Annotated in this window: 19 protein-coding genes, 2 pseudogenes and 1 riboswitch; of the genes and pseudogenes, 2 read left to right on the forward strand and 19 right to left on the reverse strand. The window is 35.4% G+C overall.

The features are described 5' to 3' along the window. Positions 1 to 87: 87 nt before the first annotated feature. From ABC371_RS23855 to ABC371_RS23920, 14 genes and pseudogenes are all read right to left on the reverse strand, one after another. On the reverse strand, positions 88 to 591 hold the full coding sequence (locus tag ABC371_RS23855) for a DinB family protein (RefSeq protein ID WP_412899093.1): 504 nt from the start codon (positions 589 to 591) through the stop codon (positions 88 to 90). A gap of 198 nt (positions 592 to 789) precedes the next feature. After that, on the reverse strand, positions 790 to 1,206 hold the full coding sequence (locus ABC371_RS23860) for an HIT family protein (protein WP_412899094.1): 417 nt from the start codon (positions 1,204 to 1,206) through the stop codon (positions 790 to 792). 113 nt (positions 1,207 to 1,319) lie between these two features. Beyond that, complete coding sequence (locus ABC371_RS23865; protein WP_412899095.1) at positions 1,320 to 1,631, reverse strand: hypothetical protein; 312 nt, start codon at positions 1,629 to 1,631, stop codon at positions 1,320 to 1,322. Between the two features lie 154 nt (positions 1,632 to 1,785). Further along, positions 1,786 to 2,274, reverse strand: a complete 489-nt coding sequence (locus tag ABC371_RS23870; RefSeq protein WP_412899096.1) for a hypothetical protein — start codon at positions 2,272 to 2,274, stop codon at positions 1,786 to 1,788. A 307-nt stretch (positions 2,275 to 2,581) separates the two neighbouring features. Then, positions 2,582 to 2,953: a DUF4181 domain-containing protein gene (locus ABC371_RS23875; RefSeq protein ID WP_412899097.1), complete on the reverse strand. Its 372-nt coding sequence runs from the start codon at positions 2,951 to 2,953 to the stop codon at positions 2,582 to 2,584. Positions 2,954 to 3,061: 108 nt separating this feature from the next. Continuing rightward, complete coding sequence (locus tag ABC371_RS23880) at positions 3,062 to 3,184, reverse strand: hypothetical protein (RefSeq protein ID WP_412899098.1); 123 nt, start codon at positions 3,182 to 3,184, stop codon at positions 3,062 to 3,064. 148 nt (positions 3,185 to 3,332) lie between these two features. Then, on the reverse strand, positions 3,333 to 3,641 hold the full coding sequence (locus ABC371_RS23885) for a hypothetical protein (protein ID WP_412899099.1): 309 nt from the start codon (positions 3,639 to 3,641) through the stop codon (positions 3,333 to 3,335). Between the two features lie 239 nt (positions 3,642 to 3,880). Continuing rightward, positions 3,881 to 4,192 (reverse strand): annotated as a pseudogene (locus ABC371_RS23890) (nucleoside hydrolase); the annotation flags it as partial. Between the two features lie 16 nt (positions 4,193 to 4,208). Beyond that, positions 4,209 to 5,141 (reverse strand): nucleoside hydrolase, encoded by a 933-nt coding sequence (locus tag ABC371_RS23895; protein WP_412899100.1) that lies wholly within the window; start codon positions 5,139 to 5,141, stop codon positions 4,209 to 4,211. 239 nt (positions 5,142 to 5,380) lie between these two features. Beyond that, a riboswitch (purine riboswitch) is annotated at positions 5,381 to 5,482 on the reverse strand. A gap of 677 nt (positions 5,483 to 6,159) precedes the next feature. Beyond that, positions 6,160 to 6,720 carry a TetR/AcrR family transcriptional regulator gene (locus ABC371_RS23900; RefSeq protein WP_412899101.1) on the reverse strand — a complete coding sequence of 187 codons (561 nt, stop codon included), beginning with the start codon at positions 6,718 to 6,720 and terminating at the stop codon, positions 6,160 to 6,162. Between the two features lies 1 nt (position 6,721). Next, positions 6,722 to 7,936 (reverse strand): MFS transporter, encoded by a 1,215-nt coding sequence (locus ABC371_RS23905; RefSeq protein ID WP_412899102.1) that lies wholly within the window; start codon positions 7,934 to 7,936, stop codon positions 6,722 to 6,724. 342 nt (positions 7,937 to 8,278) lie between these two features. Continuing rightward, a complete protein-coding gene (locus ABC371_RS23910; protein WP_412899103.1) occupies positions 8,279 to 8,674 on the reverse strand; it encodes a hypothetical protein in 396 nt (131 codons plus the stop codon). Between the two features lie 576 nt (positions 8,675 to 9,250). Continuing rightward, positions 9,251 to 10,003, reverse strand: a complete 753-nt coding sequence (locus ABC371_RS23915; RefSeq protein WP_412899104.1) for a 3-hydroxybutyrate dehydrogenase — start codon at positions 10,001 to 10,003, stop codon at positions 9,251 to 9,253. A gap of 61 nt (positions 10,004 to 10,064) precedes the next feature. Beyond that, positions 10,065 to 10,532, reverse strand: a complete 468-nt coding sequence (locus ABC371_RS23920) for a lipocalin-like domain-containing protein (protein ID WP_412899105.1) — start codon at positions 10,530 to 10,532, stop codon at positions 10,065 to 10,067. Between the two features lie 133 nt (positions 10,533 to 10,665). Between ABC371_RS23920 and ABC371_RS23925 the strand changes: the two genes are divergently transcribed. Next, positions 10,666 to 11,556 (forward strand): LysR family transcriptional regulator, encoded by an 891-nt coding sequence (locus tag ABC371_RS23925; RefSeq protein WP_412899106.1) that lies wholly within the window; start codon positions 10,666 to 10,668, stop codon positions 11,554 to 11,556. 170 nt (positions 11,557 to 11,726) lie between these two features. Here ABC371_RS23925 and ABC371_RS23930 read toward each other — a convergent pair whose 3' ends face one another. From ABC371_RS23930 to ABC371_RS23950, 5 genes and pseudogenes are all read right to left on the reverse strand, one after another. Then, on the reverse strand, positions 11,727 to 13,547 hold the full coding sequence (locus tag ABC371_RS23930) for an IS1182 family transposase (protein ID WP_412899107.1): 1,821 nt from the start codon (positions 13,545 to 13,547) through the stop codon (positions 11,727 to 11,729). Between the two features lie 583 nt (positions 13,548 to 14,130). Continuing rightward, positions 14,131 to 15,042 (reverse strand): annotated as a pseudogene (locus ABC371_RS23935) (NAD(P)H-quinone oxidoreductase); the annotation flags it as partial. Between the two features lie 47 nt (positions 15,043 to 15,089). Further along, on the reverse strand, positions 15,090 to 15,752 hold the full coding sequence (locus tag ABC371_RS23940; RefSeq protein WP_412899108.1) for a FusB/FusC family EF-G-binding protein: 663 nt from the start codon (positions 15,750 to 15,752) through the stop codon (positions 15,090 to 15,092). Positions 15,753 to 15,878: 126 nt separating this feature from the next. Next, positions 15,879 to 16,148, reverse strand: coding sequence for a CD3324 family protein (locus tag ABC371_RS23945; protein WP_412899109.1), 270 nt, complete (start codon positions 16,146 to 16,148; stop codon positions 15,879 to 15,881). Between the two features lie 465 nt (positions 16,149 to 16,613). After that, entirely contained in the window at positions 16,614 to 17,528 is a 915-nt protein-coding gene (locus ABC371_RS23950; protein ID WP_412899110.1) for a LysR family transcriptional regulator, read from the reverse strand. Between the two features lie 140 nt (positions 17,529 to 17,668). On the opposite strand from ABC371_RS23950, the gene ABC371_RS23955 reads away from it, so the two are divergent. Beyond that, positions 17,669 to 18,943 (forward strand): MFS transporter, encoded by a 1,275-nt coding sequence (locus ABC371_RS23955; RefSeq protein WP_412899111.1) that lies wholly within the window; start codon positions 17,669 to 17,671, stop codon positions 18,941 to 18,943. Positions 18,944 to 18,946 lie beyond the last annotated feature (3 nt).

Below are 18,946 nucleotides of genomic sequence, written 5' to 3' on the forward strand. Positions count from 1 at the left end.
TTCTTTTTGTTTCACTAACTCTTCTTCAATAGTTGAATATTAGATTACCAAAGTATCTAATTATTCTAGTTTAGTAAGTAGTAAAACTTATAAATGATTAACTTTTTGTTCTAGTTCACACTTCTGGCGTAAGTGATGGCGAAAATGCATACCGACAAGATCGAACCACTCCCTTGCGTTCAGCCAGCCAAAACCTCCATGTTTAACTTTGTAATTGGGATTTATAGCATCTACTCTAGATTCCCAGTGTCCCAACCTCTGCATCACCTGATCTAACCTACTCATTAGATCTTCTTTACTATCCGAATTGCTTGGGGGTGTATTTAGTTCGTCCGGCAACTTGATTTTAATTGGTGGGAACCCTCCGATTTTATATAAATGCTCACCAAAGTCCGTTTTTCCAAGTTTTTGCTCTTCCTTTGATTTCGCACAAGATTCCACATTGTCAAGGTACTCCATTGCGACTAAAATCACATGGTCATACATTTGACCAATGGACCAAACCCCTTCAGCCGATATATATCTAAGTTGCTCAAGTGAATAGTTATGCAAATCGCTTTTATAGGTTTCAATCAGCTTTAAAGCAATCATTAAATCACTCCTTTACCGTTGTACTACACCTTAATGTTCTCGTTTATAAAACAATATTTTCACCCAATAACTTGTTTCATCTTTATTAACTATATGCATCGTTAATTCAATTCCTTCAACAAAAAAGTGCCTTAACTAATTAACGACTCTTTCTATTCGGGAGTCATTATAACTTCTTGGGTCAACGCACCCTTTCCTTCAACTACTCCTATTTAGAACTTTTTCTAAATTTGCACTTAATGAAAAAAATTCATCTTTGGTAACTTCAATTTCTGGTTCTACCCAAGAAAACCCATCATTCACGAACCGTGGGATAATATGCATATGGTAATGCTCAACATCCTTAAATATCCCATTGTTTTGCATTATAGTAATTCCGTCTGTGTTTAATATTTTTTCAAGAGGAGTAGCAACCTTTTGAGACGCAAGTATTACTTGTGTCAAACTGTCTTTATCAACTTCACTAAATTCTTGATAATGTTTTTTAGGAACAACTAATATATGTCCCTTGTTAATAGGGTATTTGTCTAAAAAACAACAAATATAAGCATCCTTATAAATTATATAAGCATCTTCGTTTTTACAGATTATCTCACAAAAAATACAAGTCTCCATACTACACCTCTCCCTATATTATTTTTGAGCTGAACTGCACCTTTAGTCACATATCTACAACAAACGGGTGCTTTAATCCTTCTTAGATCAAAACACCTGTTAGTGAAATATACTTACCAATTAAAAATGACCATTAAAATAATTGAAACGAGGAAAACAACAAAAAAGAATGGAAGGTAGTATGATTTTTCTTGTTGTGTTTTATGTTTTCTTTCATAATCCTTCCAACCAATAAATAGACCTAAAAACATTCCTATAATACCGAAACGTAAGATTGATACTATGTATTCAATTACAGGTTTATATGTAGTTTCATAAACGCCATCGCCTACCTGTGTAACATCTTTATAATCAACAAACAAAATAGAGATAGCCAATCCAAACAATAATCCATATATACTTGATTTTCTTAATCTACTCTCCATTAATTCATTCTCCTTTCATTCAAAGTTCAGTCTACCAATCTATAGCAGTGATTTGCAGCTCTCTCAATTCTTTTAATACATTTAGACGGGTTCTCTTTGGTATTGTATTTTTCGTGGTTAGAGAAGTTTATTTTCATGGTAGTGCAATATGAGTTTATAATAGTGGAGGACTATCAGAAGACAAATCGATAAATTCAAGTTCTATTTCTGCTTCTGCTTTCGAAAGATAAACGGTAATTTTATCATAGGGCTTCAAGTTGTCTTGCCACGATTCTACATTACTCAGAAAACTTTCTCCATTCTCGGAAATTATAAAGCACTCTAAGTCCCTGTTGATATAACAAATTGGTGCGTCACTTTCTAGGTCACATTGTTGACCAACAGTTCCGATAAATCCTCCTTTACTATCTTTTGCCATAATATCTACATATGGAACCGTATAAAATTCTAAATGTGGAATATCATCGTCAAAGATAAATTGAATATCATAATCGTCAGCATATTTTTGATACTCCTCATTTCTATGATAAACACTCATAGGAAAAATTGTTGTACCTGCTGATATTATCTCAATCTCAGTATCTTCTAAAAATACACCTATGGCTCCAGTTCTTTCAGTTCTATCTAGATAAACTTTTCGCATCTCAAACCTCCGTCTAATCGTATTTTACAGTAAATGCTCATTCCTTTTGTGATTTCTTATTGAACAATCCTGCCACGTTAGTACGATAACTTCAAAAAAATAAGCGATAATCCTTCTTGGACCTATCGCAATCTTTGAGCAGATCTTATGTTCTTTTCCTGTAAATTTCTTTTACAAATTGTTCCTTATAGTCGGTATATTCGTCGATTCCACCATTATTTCCTTCTGCAAACTCTATTTTCAAATCTTTCAACTATTGCAACCCGTTACTTCAAGTGCATTTTTCCCTTAAATGTCTAATAGAAATTCACCAACTAAAAACACGAATAAAAAACTCAATATTAAATATAAAGATTAGACCTATTATCAAAATAATTAGTGTACTGATATATTGCCTTGAATTTTTTATGTACTTCCACTCCAACATAACCTGAAAACCAATTGTAAATATTAATAAAAGTATAAAGTACCACTTCCATAGAATATTATTATTTATAACAAGATATGGAATACCTATACAAATAAGGATGACTGTGGTAATTACTCTTCCCCAAAGGTCAATTTTTTTTCCTGGAGTTTCTGAAATCTTTTGCCTTTTTACTCCAAGTAGTTTATTCGCTATTTTTTCCAATAAAAAAAACAAAATGAAAAGAATTATAATAAATACCAAAAGTCCCATAATATCCTCCTTAAAATAACGCATAGTAAGAAAACATTTATTAATGGGTAAAAAAAGAAAGTAAATGCTTCGTTCATTCTATAAAAACATTTAAAATAATCTGAAACCTTACAATAAACACCCACTTCTGGGTGTTCCCGTATGGGCTTGAGCCCAACCATTGTTCAAAGCACTTCCAGTTTTTTTTCGTTGTTCTTTAGCTTTTAACCTTTCTCTTTCTTCCTCGGACATTATACTCCCTCCCATTTTTCACATGAAATTTCTCTTTGCTTTTTCTATTAATCTGCTTCTTTAGCTTAATAGCTTCAACAAAAAAGTGCATTTAATCCTTCTAGGATCAAGGCACCGATAGTATAACAACCGATACGAATTTCATTTATTATTCAGATAGAGCTTTGTATGTAAATGGCACAAATCCACCAAGGACTCCAATCCCTTCTACAAGTAGATAACTTTCATATTTCCCTTCTAATTTGACTCCAATCTTATTAAACAAAAAATAATTTTCTATATCACTATTAATAACTTTATAATTGTCGGAATCTAAAACACATTCTTTTGCCTGGCACTCTATACTGTATTCATTTGATAACCACTTAGTAAAAGAAGCAGATGACGGTTTTGTTATAGTTAGAAGTATGATAAATAGTACAAATAGGCTGAAGATAATCATACGTTTCTTTTTCATTGTTAACCCCCCAAGTCAACATATTTACCAATAAATACATTTTAAAACTAAATACCAAATTACACCATATTATTAGACATACTTCTTTAGTAAAATAGCTTCAACAAAAATAGGCGATAATCTTCTTGGATTATCGCACCCTATAGTTTAAGTAGAATCCTTCACAATGTGCTAGTTTTCCCAATAAACAAGAGCATTACCTGCCCCGTTCGTTAAGTGCTAGTATTAATTCATTCTGCTGGAGATTGGACCTCTTTTTCAAAAAGCGAGTCCCCCATTCCATCCTTACCATGTACATCTTCAACAGTACGATGCTCGGTTTCTCCAAGCCCCATTAATGGACGTTCATGCCCTTTATAAACTGGAACTTGTCCACTCTTTCCTGCGACTTGAACAGTATGAAGTGCATTTTCAACTTGCTGATCAAATTGAACATTTCCACCGGTAATCATAATGCCTTCTACATCAAAATAATGTAGTGCTGTTAATATGGCAATCGTATCATCACCAGCTGTATCGGTATCAATATTAACTCGTTTTTTGTCTAACATTTAAAAGTCCCCTCTATTACTTTTTAGCTAATTCAGTCATATAATCGAAGAATGCATCGCGATTCACATCATAAACGACATTCACAGGTCGTCCATCAGCGGTTTCAACTGTACGGCCTTGGCTTGGACCGTCTGTGTGAACAATGCTGTTAATGGTTTGTACTTTCACAAGATCACGATTGCCAACAAATGCGGTTGTTAACACATCCCACAAATAGTATGTGGAGTTCGTTGAAAAATGAACAAGTGGTGGTACCATCGCATAACATTGGCCAAGAAAATCCACACCAATATTTTGGCGTTCTTTTGCCCAACGCTCACGTACATCTAAAGTTAACGGTACTTGGTTTGTACTTTCAAGTGCCACTAAATCAATTTCTATGCCGGTTTCCCATACACGAGCAGCTGCTTCAGGATCCCAAAACACGTTCCATTCCGCTGTTCCATCATGTTCAGGTTCATGTACGTTTCCTGTTTCACGGAATGTACCACCCATCCAAACAAGTCTTTCAATTTTCTCTTCAATTTCAGGAGCTTCATCTAATGCACGAGCAAGATCAGTTAGCGGGCCTGTAAATAATAAAGTTGTTTTTTCTTCAGTTGCTAAAACCGTATCTATTAAATGAAGATGTGCTGGTTTATCCGCCACTGGTGTTACAACTTTTCCAGATTCATTTAAAATCGGTAGGGCATCAACATAAAATGCATGCATACGCCAGTCTTTTGGAAAAGGATTTTTCCCACGAGAATTTGACTCTGCTACGTCAAGACCACCATAACCAAAGCGATCAATAATTTTTCGGCTCGCAAACATTGCTGGTTCTAAATAACAATCTGCTGGAATGACTGAAACACCTGTGAGTTCGACCGTGTCCATTTTTAGTAATAAAAATAGCGAAATAAGATCATCAACTCCGCCATCATGATTAAAGTAAATTTTCTTTTTCATTATTTTCTCTCGCCCTTCATGGTGAATTTTTATAAATTGCTTGGGGATTCACACAACTGGTTTCTTGTTGGAATACTGAATAACGTCGCACTTTGTTCCATACTAAGAGCCATCAACATTTGCCTGACGTACCGCTTCGCATGATAGCTTATAAACATCTAAAAATATAAAAAACGCTCCGATAGCTACCGGAGCGTTGACTAGGGCATGTAAATACAAAAGGAAGAATTGATCCTTTTTCATTTTAACACTTACCTCGTAGTCAAACCCTTTACGGCGGCTTGGTAGAAACTCTTGGGCCATATCCCCAATATTATACGACATAATTCTACATTTAATCCGCATTTATAATAGCAATAATTTAGGGTACCGTCAAATAAATCACGAACATTTTTTGTTAATATCCAGGGTATCATTCGTGTTCCGAAGCGTTTACAATGTTATTCTCCCTTTACTGCTTTCACACTTTTGCAATGTGGGGCTGCCTAAATCCCTTAACTGCTATATCAGTACAGGTTAAAATCGAAATTGTAAGTATCTGGTCCGTCGCGAAAATATTGGTATTTCATTATCACGTATTATTCATATTCGTGAAGAGAGAGCAAGTATCAAGACTGCTCCAGGTTTTATCCCTCTATTAAAAGATAAGAAGGCTAGATTATATACTGGAATAGAACTTATAAAACTCATGACAAGTGATTATATATTTTCTTCTAAAATTGTATCCGCATCAGTAGTCCCCCTCTGTATTGGGCAAGTAATTATTGGATTCATTTTAAGTTATCATTTTGATGATGAATCAAACATTGATATAAAATTACTTGAAACAATAACCCTCTTTGGAAACGAACTTTCATTACAGATGTTAGCTATATAGGGTGTAGCAGCTATAATTATTTCTGCAAAGTATTTAGGGATGTTAAAGGAACAACAGCTACAGAATTTAAAAACGGCAAAAAGGCAGACACTTAAAATATCTGCCCTTTTTATTTTTGAGCCGGATACTATTCAAAGTACTTTACCTCTTAATTCCAGTCCAAAAGATATCCCATATAATGTTTTGCAATAGGTCATATCTTTCACTATCTTCATATACTAATTGAATATCAAGACCATCTAACACTGTAACAAAAGCTAACGCACATTCTTTCGTGCTTTTACGGAATGTTTGTTTGGTGAAACAAGTTTCTAATGCAGCCGTTAGAGTATCTATATAAATGTACGGTTTTCCAACTATATCTTCGTAAAGCTCATCCGGTACAAGTAAAGGAATCATGAGCATGAATCTAGTACTTGGATTGGTTATAAACCGTTCTTTATGTTCAGTTAGAAATTGATACAATTGCTGCTCAACCGATTTCTCTGCATTTTGTTTAAAATACTTCTGAACAAATTGAATTTCATCTTCAACAGCTTCCTTATACACTTCTTTAAATAACGATTGTTTACTTGGAAAATGGTAAGCAAGTGATTGTTTTCGAATGCCGACTTCCTCTGCAATTTGAGAAAGCTTTGTCCCCTTATAGCCAAACTCGTTATAATGTTTAACTGCTACTTCTTTTATTTTCTCTTTACTCAAATTAAAGCATCCTTTCTTTTACATTATGAGCAGGATTAGAAGTAAGTCTTTTCGCATAAATAAGAAAGCTCAAAAGAAATATTATATATACTCCTATTGCTACAAAATAAATATTTTGATAAGATCCAGCAGCTTGTGCGATTACTCCTAATAAAATACTTCCAGCTCCCAGTCCAATATCAAAGGAATTGAAGAAGGAGGATACGGCTATTTCATGCTCATTTTCATTTACTAATTGAACAGCCCAAGTCTGAACGGCAGGGAAAGCAGCCCCAAATCCGGCTCCATATATAAAACCAGCTATTAAAAATAATGTTTCATTCGTAGCAATCAATAATAAAATAATACCTAAAATGGCAAAAATCCCACTTGGAATAAGGACTGGCAATGGTCCAAAACGGTCATAGATTTTCCCTGAAAAGAAGCGGACTACTAACCCAGCAATCGCTACTGCAAAGAAAAATAAACCGACCTGCTCAAATGATTTTTCAATCGCAAATAATGGAATGAATGAAATAATAGACCCAGCCGCAATCCCCATTAAGCAGCCAAGTATACTCTGAAATGAAAGCCTTTTATCAATTAACTTATAATGTACTTTGACAGTTTCTTTTTCTGATTTTCCTGCTGTTTTTGGACGATATCTTACAAATGTGGCTAATACAATCGCTAGTAATACGATAAATGAAACAGCGTAAAAGAAATAATGAAAATGGAATAGATCTAATAAAAGGATACCAAGCATGGGACCAACGGACATCATAATGGTTTCCCCGACCCCAAAATAGCCTACTCCTTCTCCAAGACGATTTTTTGGAATATAATCAATCGAAAGCGTGGTAAAGTAGATTGTAACAAGTCCGAACCCTAATCCATGCAGGACTCGTATAATAATCAATTGCCATATAACATCAGTCAAATAGTAAGCACTTGAAGCAACGCCACAAACTAGTAGACCAGCTAACAATAAATACTTTTTGTTAAAGCGAGTCACTAAAACACCCGTAAATGGTCGAATTAAAATCGCTGATACAACAAAAATCCCTGAAACGATTCCAACTTGGGAAGCTTGACCTCCAATATGATCGACAAATAGCGGCAGTGTAGGCACCAGCATTTCAAACGACATAAAAAATAAGCCATTCGCTATTAATAAAAAGATAAATGAACTATTCCATAATTCCCCTTTACCCATCCGTTCCGTTAAAACATTCAATGTTAATACCACCCTTTAAAGTAAATTGATTTTTGTGTAAGTAATCTGACCAAGGTCAGACTATAATTACAATTGTAATCTGACCTTGGTCAGATTACAAATATTATTATTGTAATTTAAATCTGTTCATTTTGATTCAACCAAAAAAACTCTATTTTCATTTTGGAAATAGAGTCGGTAGGTAACCAAGTTTTTAATTAATTAATAAATATTCTTTACAAACTCTTACGCTAACCTGCCCCGTTAGTTGAGTATCTTCAACAAAAAGGTGTATCAATCCTTCTTGGATCAATGCACCCGTTACTTTAAGTACATTTCTTCACTTTACTGAAGTATTAAAACTTACACTTCACTATCTTGTCCTACTATAATTCTCCATTCCCCATCGATTAACTTAATTAAATGTGTACTTTCAATTGGAGTTTCATTTGAAGACTCAGAGTGATTAAATGTAATTTCAAATTCTTTATCACCTTTTTGTAACAGTCCCTTAATTTCTAATTTTCCTAATGAACTCGATGAAATATCTTCATATTGCTTCTTTTGTTCAATCTTATCTGGAAATCTTATATCATCACTTATTTTTACTATTTTATTAATATCTTTACTTTCGTAAGCCTTTAGATATTCAGTTGCAAGATTATTAACTTCTTCCCAGGTTGATAAAGTATCTTCTGCTGAACAACTCTGCAAAAGCATAGCTACAAATATAAAAGGAACAACTAATAGCTTTTTCATATATTCTCTCTCCTCGAATTTATCGTATTCTAAAACATTGTGTTTCCTTACTTCCCCGTGTATCTTTTATCATTAATTATTCTATACATAATTCAATTTTCCTTCTTAAACTAAACTGCTCCATTAGTTTAATAACTTCAACAAAAAAGGTAGTTAATCCTTCTTAGATCAACGCACCCGTTACTTATATAACATTCTAAAAAATAACTTAATTCTCCTGCAATACTATATACTTAGCTATTGGCATAGCCTTTCTCTCTTCTATGCTTGCATATTCGTTAATAGGGGAATCCCAAATAGCTACTTTACTAGCTATATCTAGTTTTTCGTCATCGTTGTACGATTTAATTGAACCCGATTACCATTTTCTTTTGATTCACCATTTAAAGCTGCCTCTTTCGATATATTTTCAACGACTTGCTTATCATGATTTATTTCTTTTCAACAAAAAGAGGGAGTCCAATTCATATGCGAATTGCTCCCCCAAATGTGTTACCAATATTAATTTTGCACTCAAAAACCGAACCCGAAAAACTTCATTTCTGAATCCTCATATTGCTATAACAAGGTGTGAACTTACATTCCACCAGTAACACCAATTCCTTCACCTGTAATGGCTGCTGCACCATCGGAAGCTAAGAAAACAGCCGTCGCACCAATTTCCGATGGTTCTAGTAGGCGTTTCATCCATTGTTTTCCTAAGATATGATGGTTTAATGCTTCTTCAACAGAGGTACCATCCTCTTCCGCCAATTTAGGTAACTGCTTTTCAACTAATTCTGTTCGAACAGGACCAGGCATAATTGCATTTACCGTTATACCATCTTGAGCTGTTTCAAGTGCCACTGTTTGGGTGAATCCAACTACACCAAACTTTCCAGCTACATAAGCAGATTTATAAGCATCAGGTAGTCTTCCATGAGCGGAAGAAATGTTAATAATTCGTCCCTTTTGTTGTTTTTTCATTGTTGGAATGACATGTTTAGTCATTAGAAATGTCCCAGTCAATATCACACTAAGTAAAAGATTCCATTTTTCTAATGGGAATTCTTCCACTTTTGCAATATGCTGTAGTCCGGCATTGTTTACCAATACATCAATCGTTCCACGCTCAGAAATGATTTGGTCTACCGCACTCTTTACCATTTCTTCATCTGCAACATTGACTTTATATCCCTTTGCATTTCCTAATTTAGCAGCAGCGTTTTCAGCAGCCTCTAAATCTAAATCTAAAATGGCAACAAAGTCCCCATTATTTATGAAAGCTTCTGCAATTGCATAACCGATTCCCTGTGCCGCACCGGTTACAATAACTGTTCGTTCTGACAAGATAATACCCCCTGTTTCGATCTTCTCTTTTACCATTTGTTTACATGATCGTATTCATGTGCTACTTTACTTTTTTCCATACCAACTTCGTATTTTGCTCTTGTCCATCAACAATAATCGGAGGGCTCGTAATTTCAAGCAGGTCACCATTCAGTTTGACATAACGTGGCTGCGTATCTCCCAGCCATGTTGGATTCATACTGACAGACATGTGATGAGTGACAATCTGATTATCTTCATCCACTTCAAATGGCCCCGCATACGCAAGATATCCTTCTGCCGCTGCAGCCATTTCCTCTATCGTCCCAGTATGGAGTGCACCTGATGCATATGTAGGACGACCAGAACTCATCATTTGCGCAGACATAAATCCTTCAGGATGATACATAATAAAACCTGTTGCGTCTTTTCCCATTGGATATGTTATATTCCCATCTATATCTACCACTTCATAAGAAACGAGGCTCCAAATTCCTACTACTAATTCTTTTAATGTGTTCTTCCTTTTCTCCGCTATATTTTGTTTCATAGTTGAATGTCATCTCCCTAAATTCTCTCTCTTAGTATGCTTTACTTATTAAGAGTATGTTATTTATACTTATAAGTAAAATATATATATATTATAGAATTTATTTAAAATCACTATAAATAGGAGTTAGACAATGGAACTAAAACAATTACACTACTTTTCCGAAGTCGTGAATCAGGGTAGTTTTTCAAAAGCCGCAGAAGTGTTATATACATCCCAACCTACTATCAGTAATGTGATTAGGGATTTAGAAGAGGAATTAGACGTAAAGCTGTTGATACGAACAACTCGAAAACTAGAACTGACAGATGCAGGCAAGCTCTTATATCAATATGGGCAGCGAATGCATCAGATTGTAAAACAGTTTTACCAGGAATTGGATGATACAAAGAATAGTCAAAAGGGGTACGTTAAAATTGGAATTTTCCCCATGCTTGGAACAAAACTTCTCTCTAAAATGATCGCTAAGTTTCACAAACTATACCCAGGAATTCGTGTTCGATTTGAGGAGAATAGTGCTGCAAATCTACAAAAAGCTTTGATGAAGGGAGACCTGGATTTGGTCGTAATGCCCTACCCTATTGATCAGGATGTATTTGAATTCTTTCCCTTCTTAAAAGGAGATTTACGTATTCTTGTTCATCAAAGTCATCCGCTAGCAAAAAAGGAAAGTGTAAAATGGGGGGAATTGATCAATGAAAACTTTATTATCTTTCGAGAAGGGTTTGCCATACACGATACCATTTTGAAGGAATGCAGAAGACTCGGTTTTGAGCCCGACATTATCTGTGAAACCTCACAATGGAACTTCATGATAGAATTGGTCTCTATGAATCAAGGAATAACCATACTTCCTGAAAGTAATTTTAATGAAATCAATCACCAGCATTTACAGGTAAGTATCTCACCTCTTACGGAGCCTCAAGTAACCTGGCAATTAGGAATAGCTTGGAAAAAAGATAGATATCTCTCCTATGCCACAAAGACTTGGATAGAGTTTTTAAAGAAGACGCAAGAAGAGTGAGTACTGGAAACATGAAAAATGAGAGGCACATACTATTAAGCCGTTCTCGTTTGGAGTACCCACAACTATAAAAACACATAAAAAAGCAAGACAATTAGCATTTGAGTGCAGAAGACAATTAAAATTGTACAATTGTTAGTTCACCTACTATTTTAAGTTATTTTTCACTACTAAAAATATAAAGGGGCTGTCCGATAAGTCCTAAAAATTAAGGCAAGGGAGAAAAACGAATTGTTTTCTCCCTTGCCTTTTTGAGATTTTCGATTTTTCTCTGAAAGTAGCTGGCGTAAGCCTGCTACTTTCAATATATTGTGGGCTAATGCCACAATTCCAAACTCAACATATACTTTGTCGAGCCCCCGCAGAGAAAATCTGCGGAACGACCTATTGCCCTTGATGTGACCGAACACACTTTCTACTTCAACTTTACGTTGAGCGTAGATAGCGGCCTTTTCTTCACATTCAAGGGCTGATTTAGCTTTAGCTTTCATTTCTTCAAAGATTGTGTTCCAATGAATCTGTCGATTACCTTTTGCTTTTGTACATTGTGCCTTAAGTGGGCAATCTGTACAATCTTCACATTCATATATTTTGAAACTTTGCTCGTAGCCAGACTTATTCTTTTTGTTCATGTATTTTTTAAACGTAACCTTCATTCCATTCGGGCAAATAAAACAGTCATCCTCTTCCACATAAGTCCAATTCTTCGCGTTTTTGATGTCCTTTTTATATTTGCGGGTTTGTTCCTGTATATAACTTCCGTAAGGAATAAGAAACTCAAATCGTTGCTCTTTCTCATCTCCAACAGCGTATACATAATTCTCTTCACTACCATATCCTGCATCTGCACTCACTACTTTAGGCATTGGTAGAGCAGAATTAGCTAGTTTCTCCATGTGTGGAATAAAACAGCGAGTGTCCGTTGGGCGTTGATGGATTGAATAGTGAAGAATAAACTGTTTTTCAGTTCCTATTTGTACGTTATATCCCGGCTTAAGTTGACCATTTTTCATATGATCTTCTTTCATCCGCATGAAGGTGGCGTCTTTGTCCGTTTTCGAATAGCTATTCCGATCACCAAACACTTCATTTTGTTCTTTGTACTTAGTCATTCTAGGTATAAAATCCTCTCGGATTTGCTTGATTGATTTCTTTAATTGACTACGTTTTTGCCTTTTTTCTTTTCGAACGTCTTTATCAGTTTCGCTATCAATTACCTCTGTTAATGCCTCTACTTTTTCCTCAAGTTCTTCGGCAACTTCTACTAATTCTTGTTCAGTGATTTCTTGTTTTGATTGTGCTTCCGACTGCGTTAATTCATGGATATGCTGAAGGGTGTCCTTAATTTTTTCTTTTAATTTCTCTTCGAAATTTGAAGTCGCTCGTTTCCATACAAAACTATACTTGTTGGCGTTGGCCTCAATCTTAGTGCCATCCAAAAAGTAATTTTCGAATGTTATGTAGTTCTCTTCAATCAACTTGTGAATCATAGCTTCGAATAGTTCATCCATAAAATCTTTCATGCGTCCGCCACGAAACTCATTTATTGTACGGAAATCTGGTAGTTGCATCGCTGACAACCACATGGCGGGGATACTTTCATTTGCTAATTTTTCGATTCCACGGCAGGAATAAACCTTTTGGGAGTAACCATAAAGGATGATTTTAAGCATCATTTTAGGATGATACGAACTTCTGCCACCACCTACATAGTAAGAAAACAGTTTCTCATCAGGAATAGCTTCAACCATTTCGTCTACTACACGGGCCTCGTGATGTTGTGGAATAAGGGATTCGATATCATAAATTATTTGAACTTGTCGATTATCGTAGGGTTTGAAAGTAGGAGCTAATCGCCTTGGATTAGGTTCTTTTTGTTTTTCACTTTTTTGGTTTTCCTCATTTTGAATTTCTAGTTTCACCTCTTCGAACTCTGGAAAAAGGGAAGTTTGCGTGTTATAATTTTCATTAGTAATCAATTGATTGCTCATAAAAAATCATCCTTTCTGGAATGTTGTGTGGTAACTTCATTTTACTAAAAAGGATGATTTTTTTGTGTAGTTTTTTAAAAAATTGGTGTTAATACTCCTGAATTTTGTAAACTTGTTGATTGTAGCGGAAGGTACGAGACTCCTGCGGGAAAAGCGTGTCCAGGGGAGACCCCGCAGGAGCTTGCGACGAGGAGGCTCCCGGACCGCCCGCGGAAAGCGAGTACCTGCAGCGGAAATCAACAACCATTTATAAATAAATATATCCAAAAACAAAAAATGAGGGGCTATCCTCAAATGTCATTTTTCAATGACTTTTCGGACAGCCCCCAAAAGGTGAAATCTTATTCAATATAAGCACCCTATAGTTAAGTAAGAACAGAGACACTATTACCTTAATTCATATTTAGGGTAAAAAGACAAATCTGTGGGCTAGTCTCATATTAAAAATATACTTATTGTTACCTAGATCTTGATAGGCCTAGTGACAGGGCTGCTGCTATGAGTCACAAAGTCAATGTACCTTACAATAGATCGGTCGTCCTAGCGATGCTACAACCGATTGTATGAAGCAAATGATTAGCTATTAATTTACCTTCAATATAATCTTTCCTATATTTTTGTTGTTCTCCATATGTTCGTGTGCTTGTTGGACTTCATTTAAAGGGATTACACGATCAACAATTGGTCGAAGCTTGTTATTAGCAAAAAGTTCCAGAGTTTTAGAGTAAAATTCTCTTGTGAGTGCTGTTTTGTATTGGTCACCTCTTGGAGTGAGTAAGGTTCCGGTTAGTTGAATCCGTTTTCCGATAACATCCATTAAATTGAATCCTTCTATTTCCGCGCCACCTAAAATGCTGATCAAAACCCAACGACCGTCTACTTTTATACTGGCAAGGTTTTTATTCCAATAGGAAGCTCCAATGAAATCAAGAATTAAATTGACTCCTTGATTATTGGTTGCATTCAATACTTCCTCGTCAAAACTTTGCTCTTTATAATTGATACAAACATCAGCACCTAGAGACTCGCAAAAATCTAACTTTTCTTTGGATCCGGCTGTTGTAATGACCTTTGCTTTTCCGACTTGTTTGGCAAGCTGAATCGCCGCTGTTCCGACTCCACTGCCACCTGCATGAATTAACACGGTTTCATTGGGACGTAATTGACCTATCCAGAACAACGTTTGATAAGCATTCAAAAACACTTCAGGAATAGCAGCAGCTTCTTCAATTGATAGATTCTCTGGGATCACCATTGCCCACTCATCCGGCATGACAGCATATTCAGCATAACCACCACCATTCACAAGTCCCATAACGCGTGTGCCAACTGCTGTTTTTGCACCCGCGCCCGCTTCTTCAACAACTCCAGCAACTTCGACACCCAAAATCGGATTGCTCAAATAACCAGTACTGCTTTCTCTATTAACGATATCTGTTCGATTAACAGCTGCTGCCTCTACTTTAATTAGTAATTCTCCGTCCTTTGGGATTGGTTTTTCATGTTCCCCAACTTAAAAGTAGGTATTACCATCTAAAGGTTTCATATTCCTAGTGAGTCTTTAAAAAATCCAGATAAATATTCAACATTCGTTATTTTTTTATTGCATTTGCTGCTGTCGACACAAATAAGATTGCCGATGGACTTGAAATAATCCGGATTTTTAGATTTTTTCGCTTTTGTTACGGTGGAAAAATAAGCAACCTCACCAAAACTATTACAGAAGGAACAAAGATTTTTTTTACTAGTTGGTGTAAATTCACATTCAATACCGGCCATTTTTCCCTCAAGCTCATAAACTATAAATTTTTTATTATATCCAAGGTCATTCCAGCTTAAATAGGTCCACTGGTTATGGTCTATATTTGATAAATCAGGTAGTTTAATTTTTTTTTGTTTTGGAAACATTTTTTTCAGTTGCTGCTCGGTGATTTTTGGAAAGGGTAGCACATAGTCAGAAAGATGTTGAATATATTGCTCGTACTCTTTTTCTGTTTTCAGTCTGGAAAGAACCAGCATTTCTTGTTGTTCCAATGATACATTTGGAAAAAGATCCAAGATTTTGGCATTGGCTAAGTCAATCACAGCAGCCAAAACGTTTTGAGGAACGTTCTTTTTGATGCTATCGTTAATTAAATCAATCTGTTTTGTTATAAAATTGAACTGTTCATTTTTAATAAATTTTTCATTCATCATGTATATCATTTTGCTGCAGTCTCTTTTTCTTTTATTTTAAACAATGCAGCAAAACCCCAAAATGGAAAAGATGAGTTAGAAACGTTTTTTAAATAAGAACAGCACTGCTAAAAGATTTTCAACAGTGCTGTTCGCCTACTTTTTATGTGAATAAACCATTTTCTTAATGGTTTCAGTTGAAAGGTAATGTTCCTCAGCCAATTGCTGGATACTGCTTCCACGAATAAAAGAACTTCTAATGATGTCATTACGGCGATCAAGTAACTGTCTCCCACCACTTGAGGTTCCCCATTTCAGATGCTCCGATTCCGGCTTTGGAATGTAAATGGTTTCCCCATGGACATATTTTTGGATTTCCACAATTAGCTTTTCGGGTAAAACGTTGTTTGCATTAATATATTTCAATTTTGCTCGCTCCTTATTTTGTTTTTTTAAAAATAAGGTGCAAAGCCAAAATATTAGAAAAGCTTGTTTAGCGATAAAGATAAATGTTTCGCCCCATGCAAAGTATCGCCTTTCCAATAATAGGCTTTGCATGAGTGGAAGAAGTACCAGATATTCTTAAGTGATTATCCAACTGTAAGCACCCCCTTTAAACTGAATTATAGAGAAATTTACTATTAGATTAAAGCGTCTTTTTGGAGTTTTTTGCACACATGGTAGTTAATCCTATTCTGGTTGCAGCACCAGCCTCCAATAATATCATTTCAATAGATCATAAAGTAAAACACTCTCCATTTTTTAATAATTGAATGAGCTAAGTCTATGGACATGCTTCGTTATTATTAGATGCTTTTATAAAAAAAGGCACCTCTCCTTCTTTAAGGAAAGCACCCTTTCGTTTAAGTTTAAAAACTTCACAATTTCAACTCAACAAGTAGTCTCCTCAAATGACCAGTCTCTTGCATGTTTTAAGGTAATATCTATAAAACTTGATAACGCAGGGGAAACCCATTTATTTTTGTGATAAAGGACTTGAGAGTATATTTGTTTTAAATCAGCTTCACAAGGAATAATTTTCAACTTTCCTTCCTCGACTTCATCCTGTACAGCTATTAAAGGTAAATAAGCAATACCAAGCTCACTCATTACAGATCTCTTTATCGCCTCAATACTCCAAAGTTCCATAATGTTGGAAGGTACAATCTCTCTATCACGTAGGAACTCTTCAAATATTCTTCGATAACTGGCTTCTTTCTCGTTAGTAATCAAACACTCGCTAAGCCTTTGATTTTGGTAACTTTTAGTTAAACTGTTCAGTGAACAGTCAGGACTTCCAACGAGAACAATCGGTTCGTTCATTAACGGATGGATAACTAAATCTGAATCGACAAACCGTGGCAACATGACAAACGCAATATCTGCACTACCATCAAGTATTGCTTTCTTGTTATCTCCGCAAGTGGCATTACTTAAACGGATGCTTACATGAGGAAATTTCTTTCGATATTCCCTTAATATCGGTTCTAAGCGGTATACCGTAAGAGATTCAGGAGCCGCAATCTTTATCGTCCCTCTAATATCCTTTTCCTCACTAGTAATGCTTTCAATTTTCCCATAAGTATCCATAATTTCTTGCGTATAGGCTAACAGCTTCTTGCCAATATCAGTCAACCTTACCTTTCGACCCATCCGGTCAAACAGTGGTGCGCCTAAATGCTCCTCAAGCGCCTGAATATGAGAAGTCACTGTTGATTGAGTGTAACCCAGTTGTTCTGCTGCTTGTGTGAAGCTACCCGTTTCAATGACCTTATTAAACGTAACAAAATGGCGTATTTCCATCATTCCACCCACTTTTATTTTACTCTTACTTTTATAGTATCAAAAAAATCAATGGATAACTTCATAAATTTCAATTTTACTAATATTCAGTTACGAGTTAGTATTATGGAAAAAGTAGGATAATATTTGGGGGTTTTTGAGTTTTGAAACGTATTCACTATAGCTGGATTATTCTTTCCATAACCTTCTTCTCGATAATTGTAGCTGGAATCGTCATATCATCATCAGGTGTTTTCATTGATTCCTTCGAAAATGAATTTGGTTGGGATCGACCTATTATTGCACTTGCTTTTGCAATTAGTCTTTTTTTATTTGGTATATCTGGCCCGTTCATGGCTGCCTTATTAGAAGTGATTGGGTTAAAAAAAATGATGATTGGTTCAATGGCAACTTTGCTTTCAGGTCTCATGCTTACACTAATTATGAACCAGTCATGGCAGCTGATCATTATTTGGGGTGTTATTATTGGACTGGGAGCGAGTCTTTTTTTAACGGTAGTAAGTCCATATGTGGCGAATCATTGGTTTGAGAAAAGAAGAGGTCTTGCAGTAGGAATTTTAACGGCAAGTACCGCGACAGGTCAGTTAATTCTACTTCCTATATTAGCGACAATAATCGATAATTATTCATGGCGGTTAGCGATTGGTTTAATTATGATTCTTAGTTTCATTATGCTAATAATAATCCTTTTATTTATGAAAAACACACCAAAGGAAATTGGCATTATTCCCTATGGACTTGAAGAAGAAATACAAGAGAGCAATGATGTGCAAAAGGAAAACCCTATTATAATAGCTTTCAATGGTTTGTCTAAATCTGTGAGGGTAAAGGAATTTTGGTTGTTAGCTGGTAGTTTCTTTATTTGTGGGCTTTCAACGAATGGTTTAATTGGGACACATTTTATTTCTTACTGTATTAGTTTTGGGGTACCTTTAATTACAGCAGCATCGCTTCTCTCGTTTATGGGAATCTTTAACCTTGTAGGAACAACATTATCAGGTTGGCTGTCAGATCGTTTTGATAATCGCTGGCTATTATTTTGGTATTACAGTTTAAGAGGTGCTTCTCTGGTACTACTACCTTATGCATTACTTGAAGGCTCATTTACTTTAATCGCAATCTTTACTGTATTTTACGGATTAGATTGGATTGCAACAGTACCTCCAACTATTAGCATCTCAAGACAAATCTTCGGTATAAAAACAAGTGGCATTATATATGGTTGGATTTTTGCCTTTCATCAAGCAGGTGCTGCAGCAGCAGCTTATGGAGGGGGGCTAATCTATAAATTTTTTGACACTTACACTTGGGCGTTCTTTTTAGCAGGTGTCTTCTGTTTATTTGCAAGTCTATTTGTAATTATCATTAAAAAACCAGAATCAAATCAATTAACTAAAAAAATTACCATTAAAATATAGGAA

It is taken from the genome of Bacillus jepli (assembly GCF_047238305.1).
GTDB lineage: Bacteria > Bacillota > Bacilli > Bacillales > Bacillaceae_L > Ferdinandcohnia.

Excerpts from the sequence above, each read along its gene's own strand:
- ABC371_RS23895 (WP_412899100.1), bottom strand. The coding sequence starts at position 5,141 with ATGAAAAAGAAAATTTACTTTAATCATGATGGCGGAGTTGATGATCTT.
- ABC371_RS23880 (WP_412899098.1), bottom strand. The coding sequence starts at position 3,184 with ATGTCCGAGGAAGAAAGAGAAAGGTTAAAAGCTAAAGAACAACGAAAA.
- ABC371_RS23855 (WP_412899093.1), bottom strand. The coding sequence starts at position 591 with ATGATTGCTTTAAAGCTGATTGAAACCTATAAAAGCGATTTGCATAAC.
- ABC371_RS23930 (WP_412899107.1), bottom strand. The coding sequence starts at position 13,547 with ATGAGCAATCAATTGATTACTAATGAAAATTATAACACGCAAACTTCC.
- ABC371_RS23885 (WP_412899099.1), bottom strand. The coding sequence starts at position 3,641 with ATGAAAAAGAAACGTATGATTATCTTCAGCCTATTTGTACTATTTATC.
- ABC371_RS23940 (WP_412899108.1), bottom strand. The coding sequence starts at position 15,752 with ATGATATACATGATGAATGAAAAATTTATTAAAAATGAACAGTTCAAT.
- ABC371_RS23865 (WP_412899095.1), bottom strand. The coding sequence starts at position 1,631 with ATGGAGAGTAGATTAAGAAAATCAAGTATATATGGATTATTGTTTGGA.
- ABC371_RS23950 (WP_412899110.1), bottom strand. The coding sequence starts at position 17,528 with ATGATGGAAATACGCCATTTTGTTACGTTTAATAAGGTCATTGAAACG.
- ABC371_RS23870 (WP_412899096.1), bottom strand. The coding sequence starts at position 2,274 with ATGCGAAAAGTTTATCTAGATAGAACTGAAAGAACTGGAGCCATAGGT.
- ABC371_RS23925 (WP_412899106.1), top strand. The coding sequence starts at position 10,666 with ATGGAACTAAAACAATTACACTACTTTTCCGAAGTCGTGAATCAGGGT.
- ABC371_RS23910 (WP_412899103.1), bottom strand. The coding sequence starts at position 8,674 with ATGAAAAAGCTATTAGTTGTTCCTTTTATATTTGTAGCTATGCTTTTG.
- ABC371_RS23920 (WP_412899105.1), bottom strand. The coding sequence starts at position 10,532 with ATGAAACAAAATATAGCGGAGAAAAGGAAGAACACATTAAAAGAATTA.
- ABC371_RS23875 (WP_412899097.1), bottom strand. The coding sequence starts at position 2,953 with ATGGGACTTTTGGTATTTATTATAATTCTTTTCATTTTGTTTTTTTTA.
- ABC371_RS23860 (WP_412899094.1), bottom strand. The coding sequence starts at position 1,206 with ATGGAGACTTGTATTTTTTGTGAGATAATCTGTAAAAACGAAGATGCT.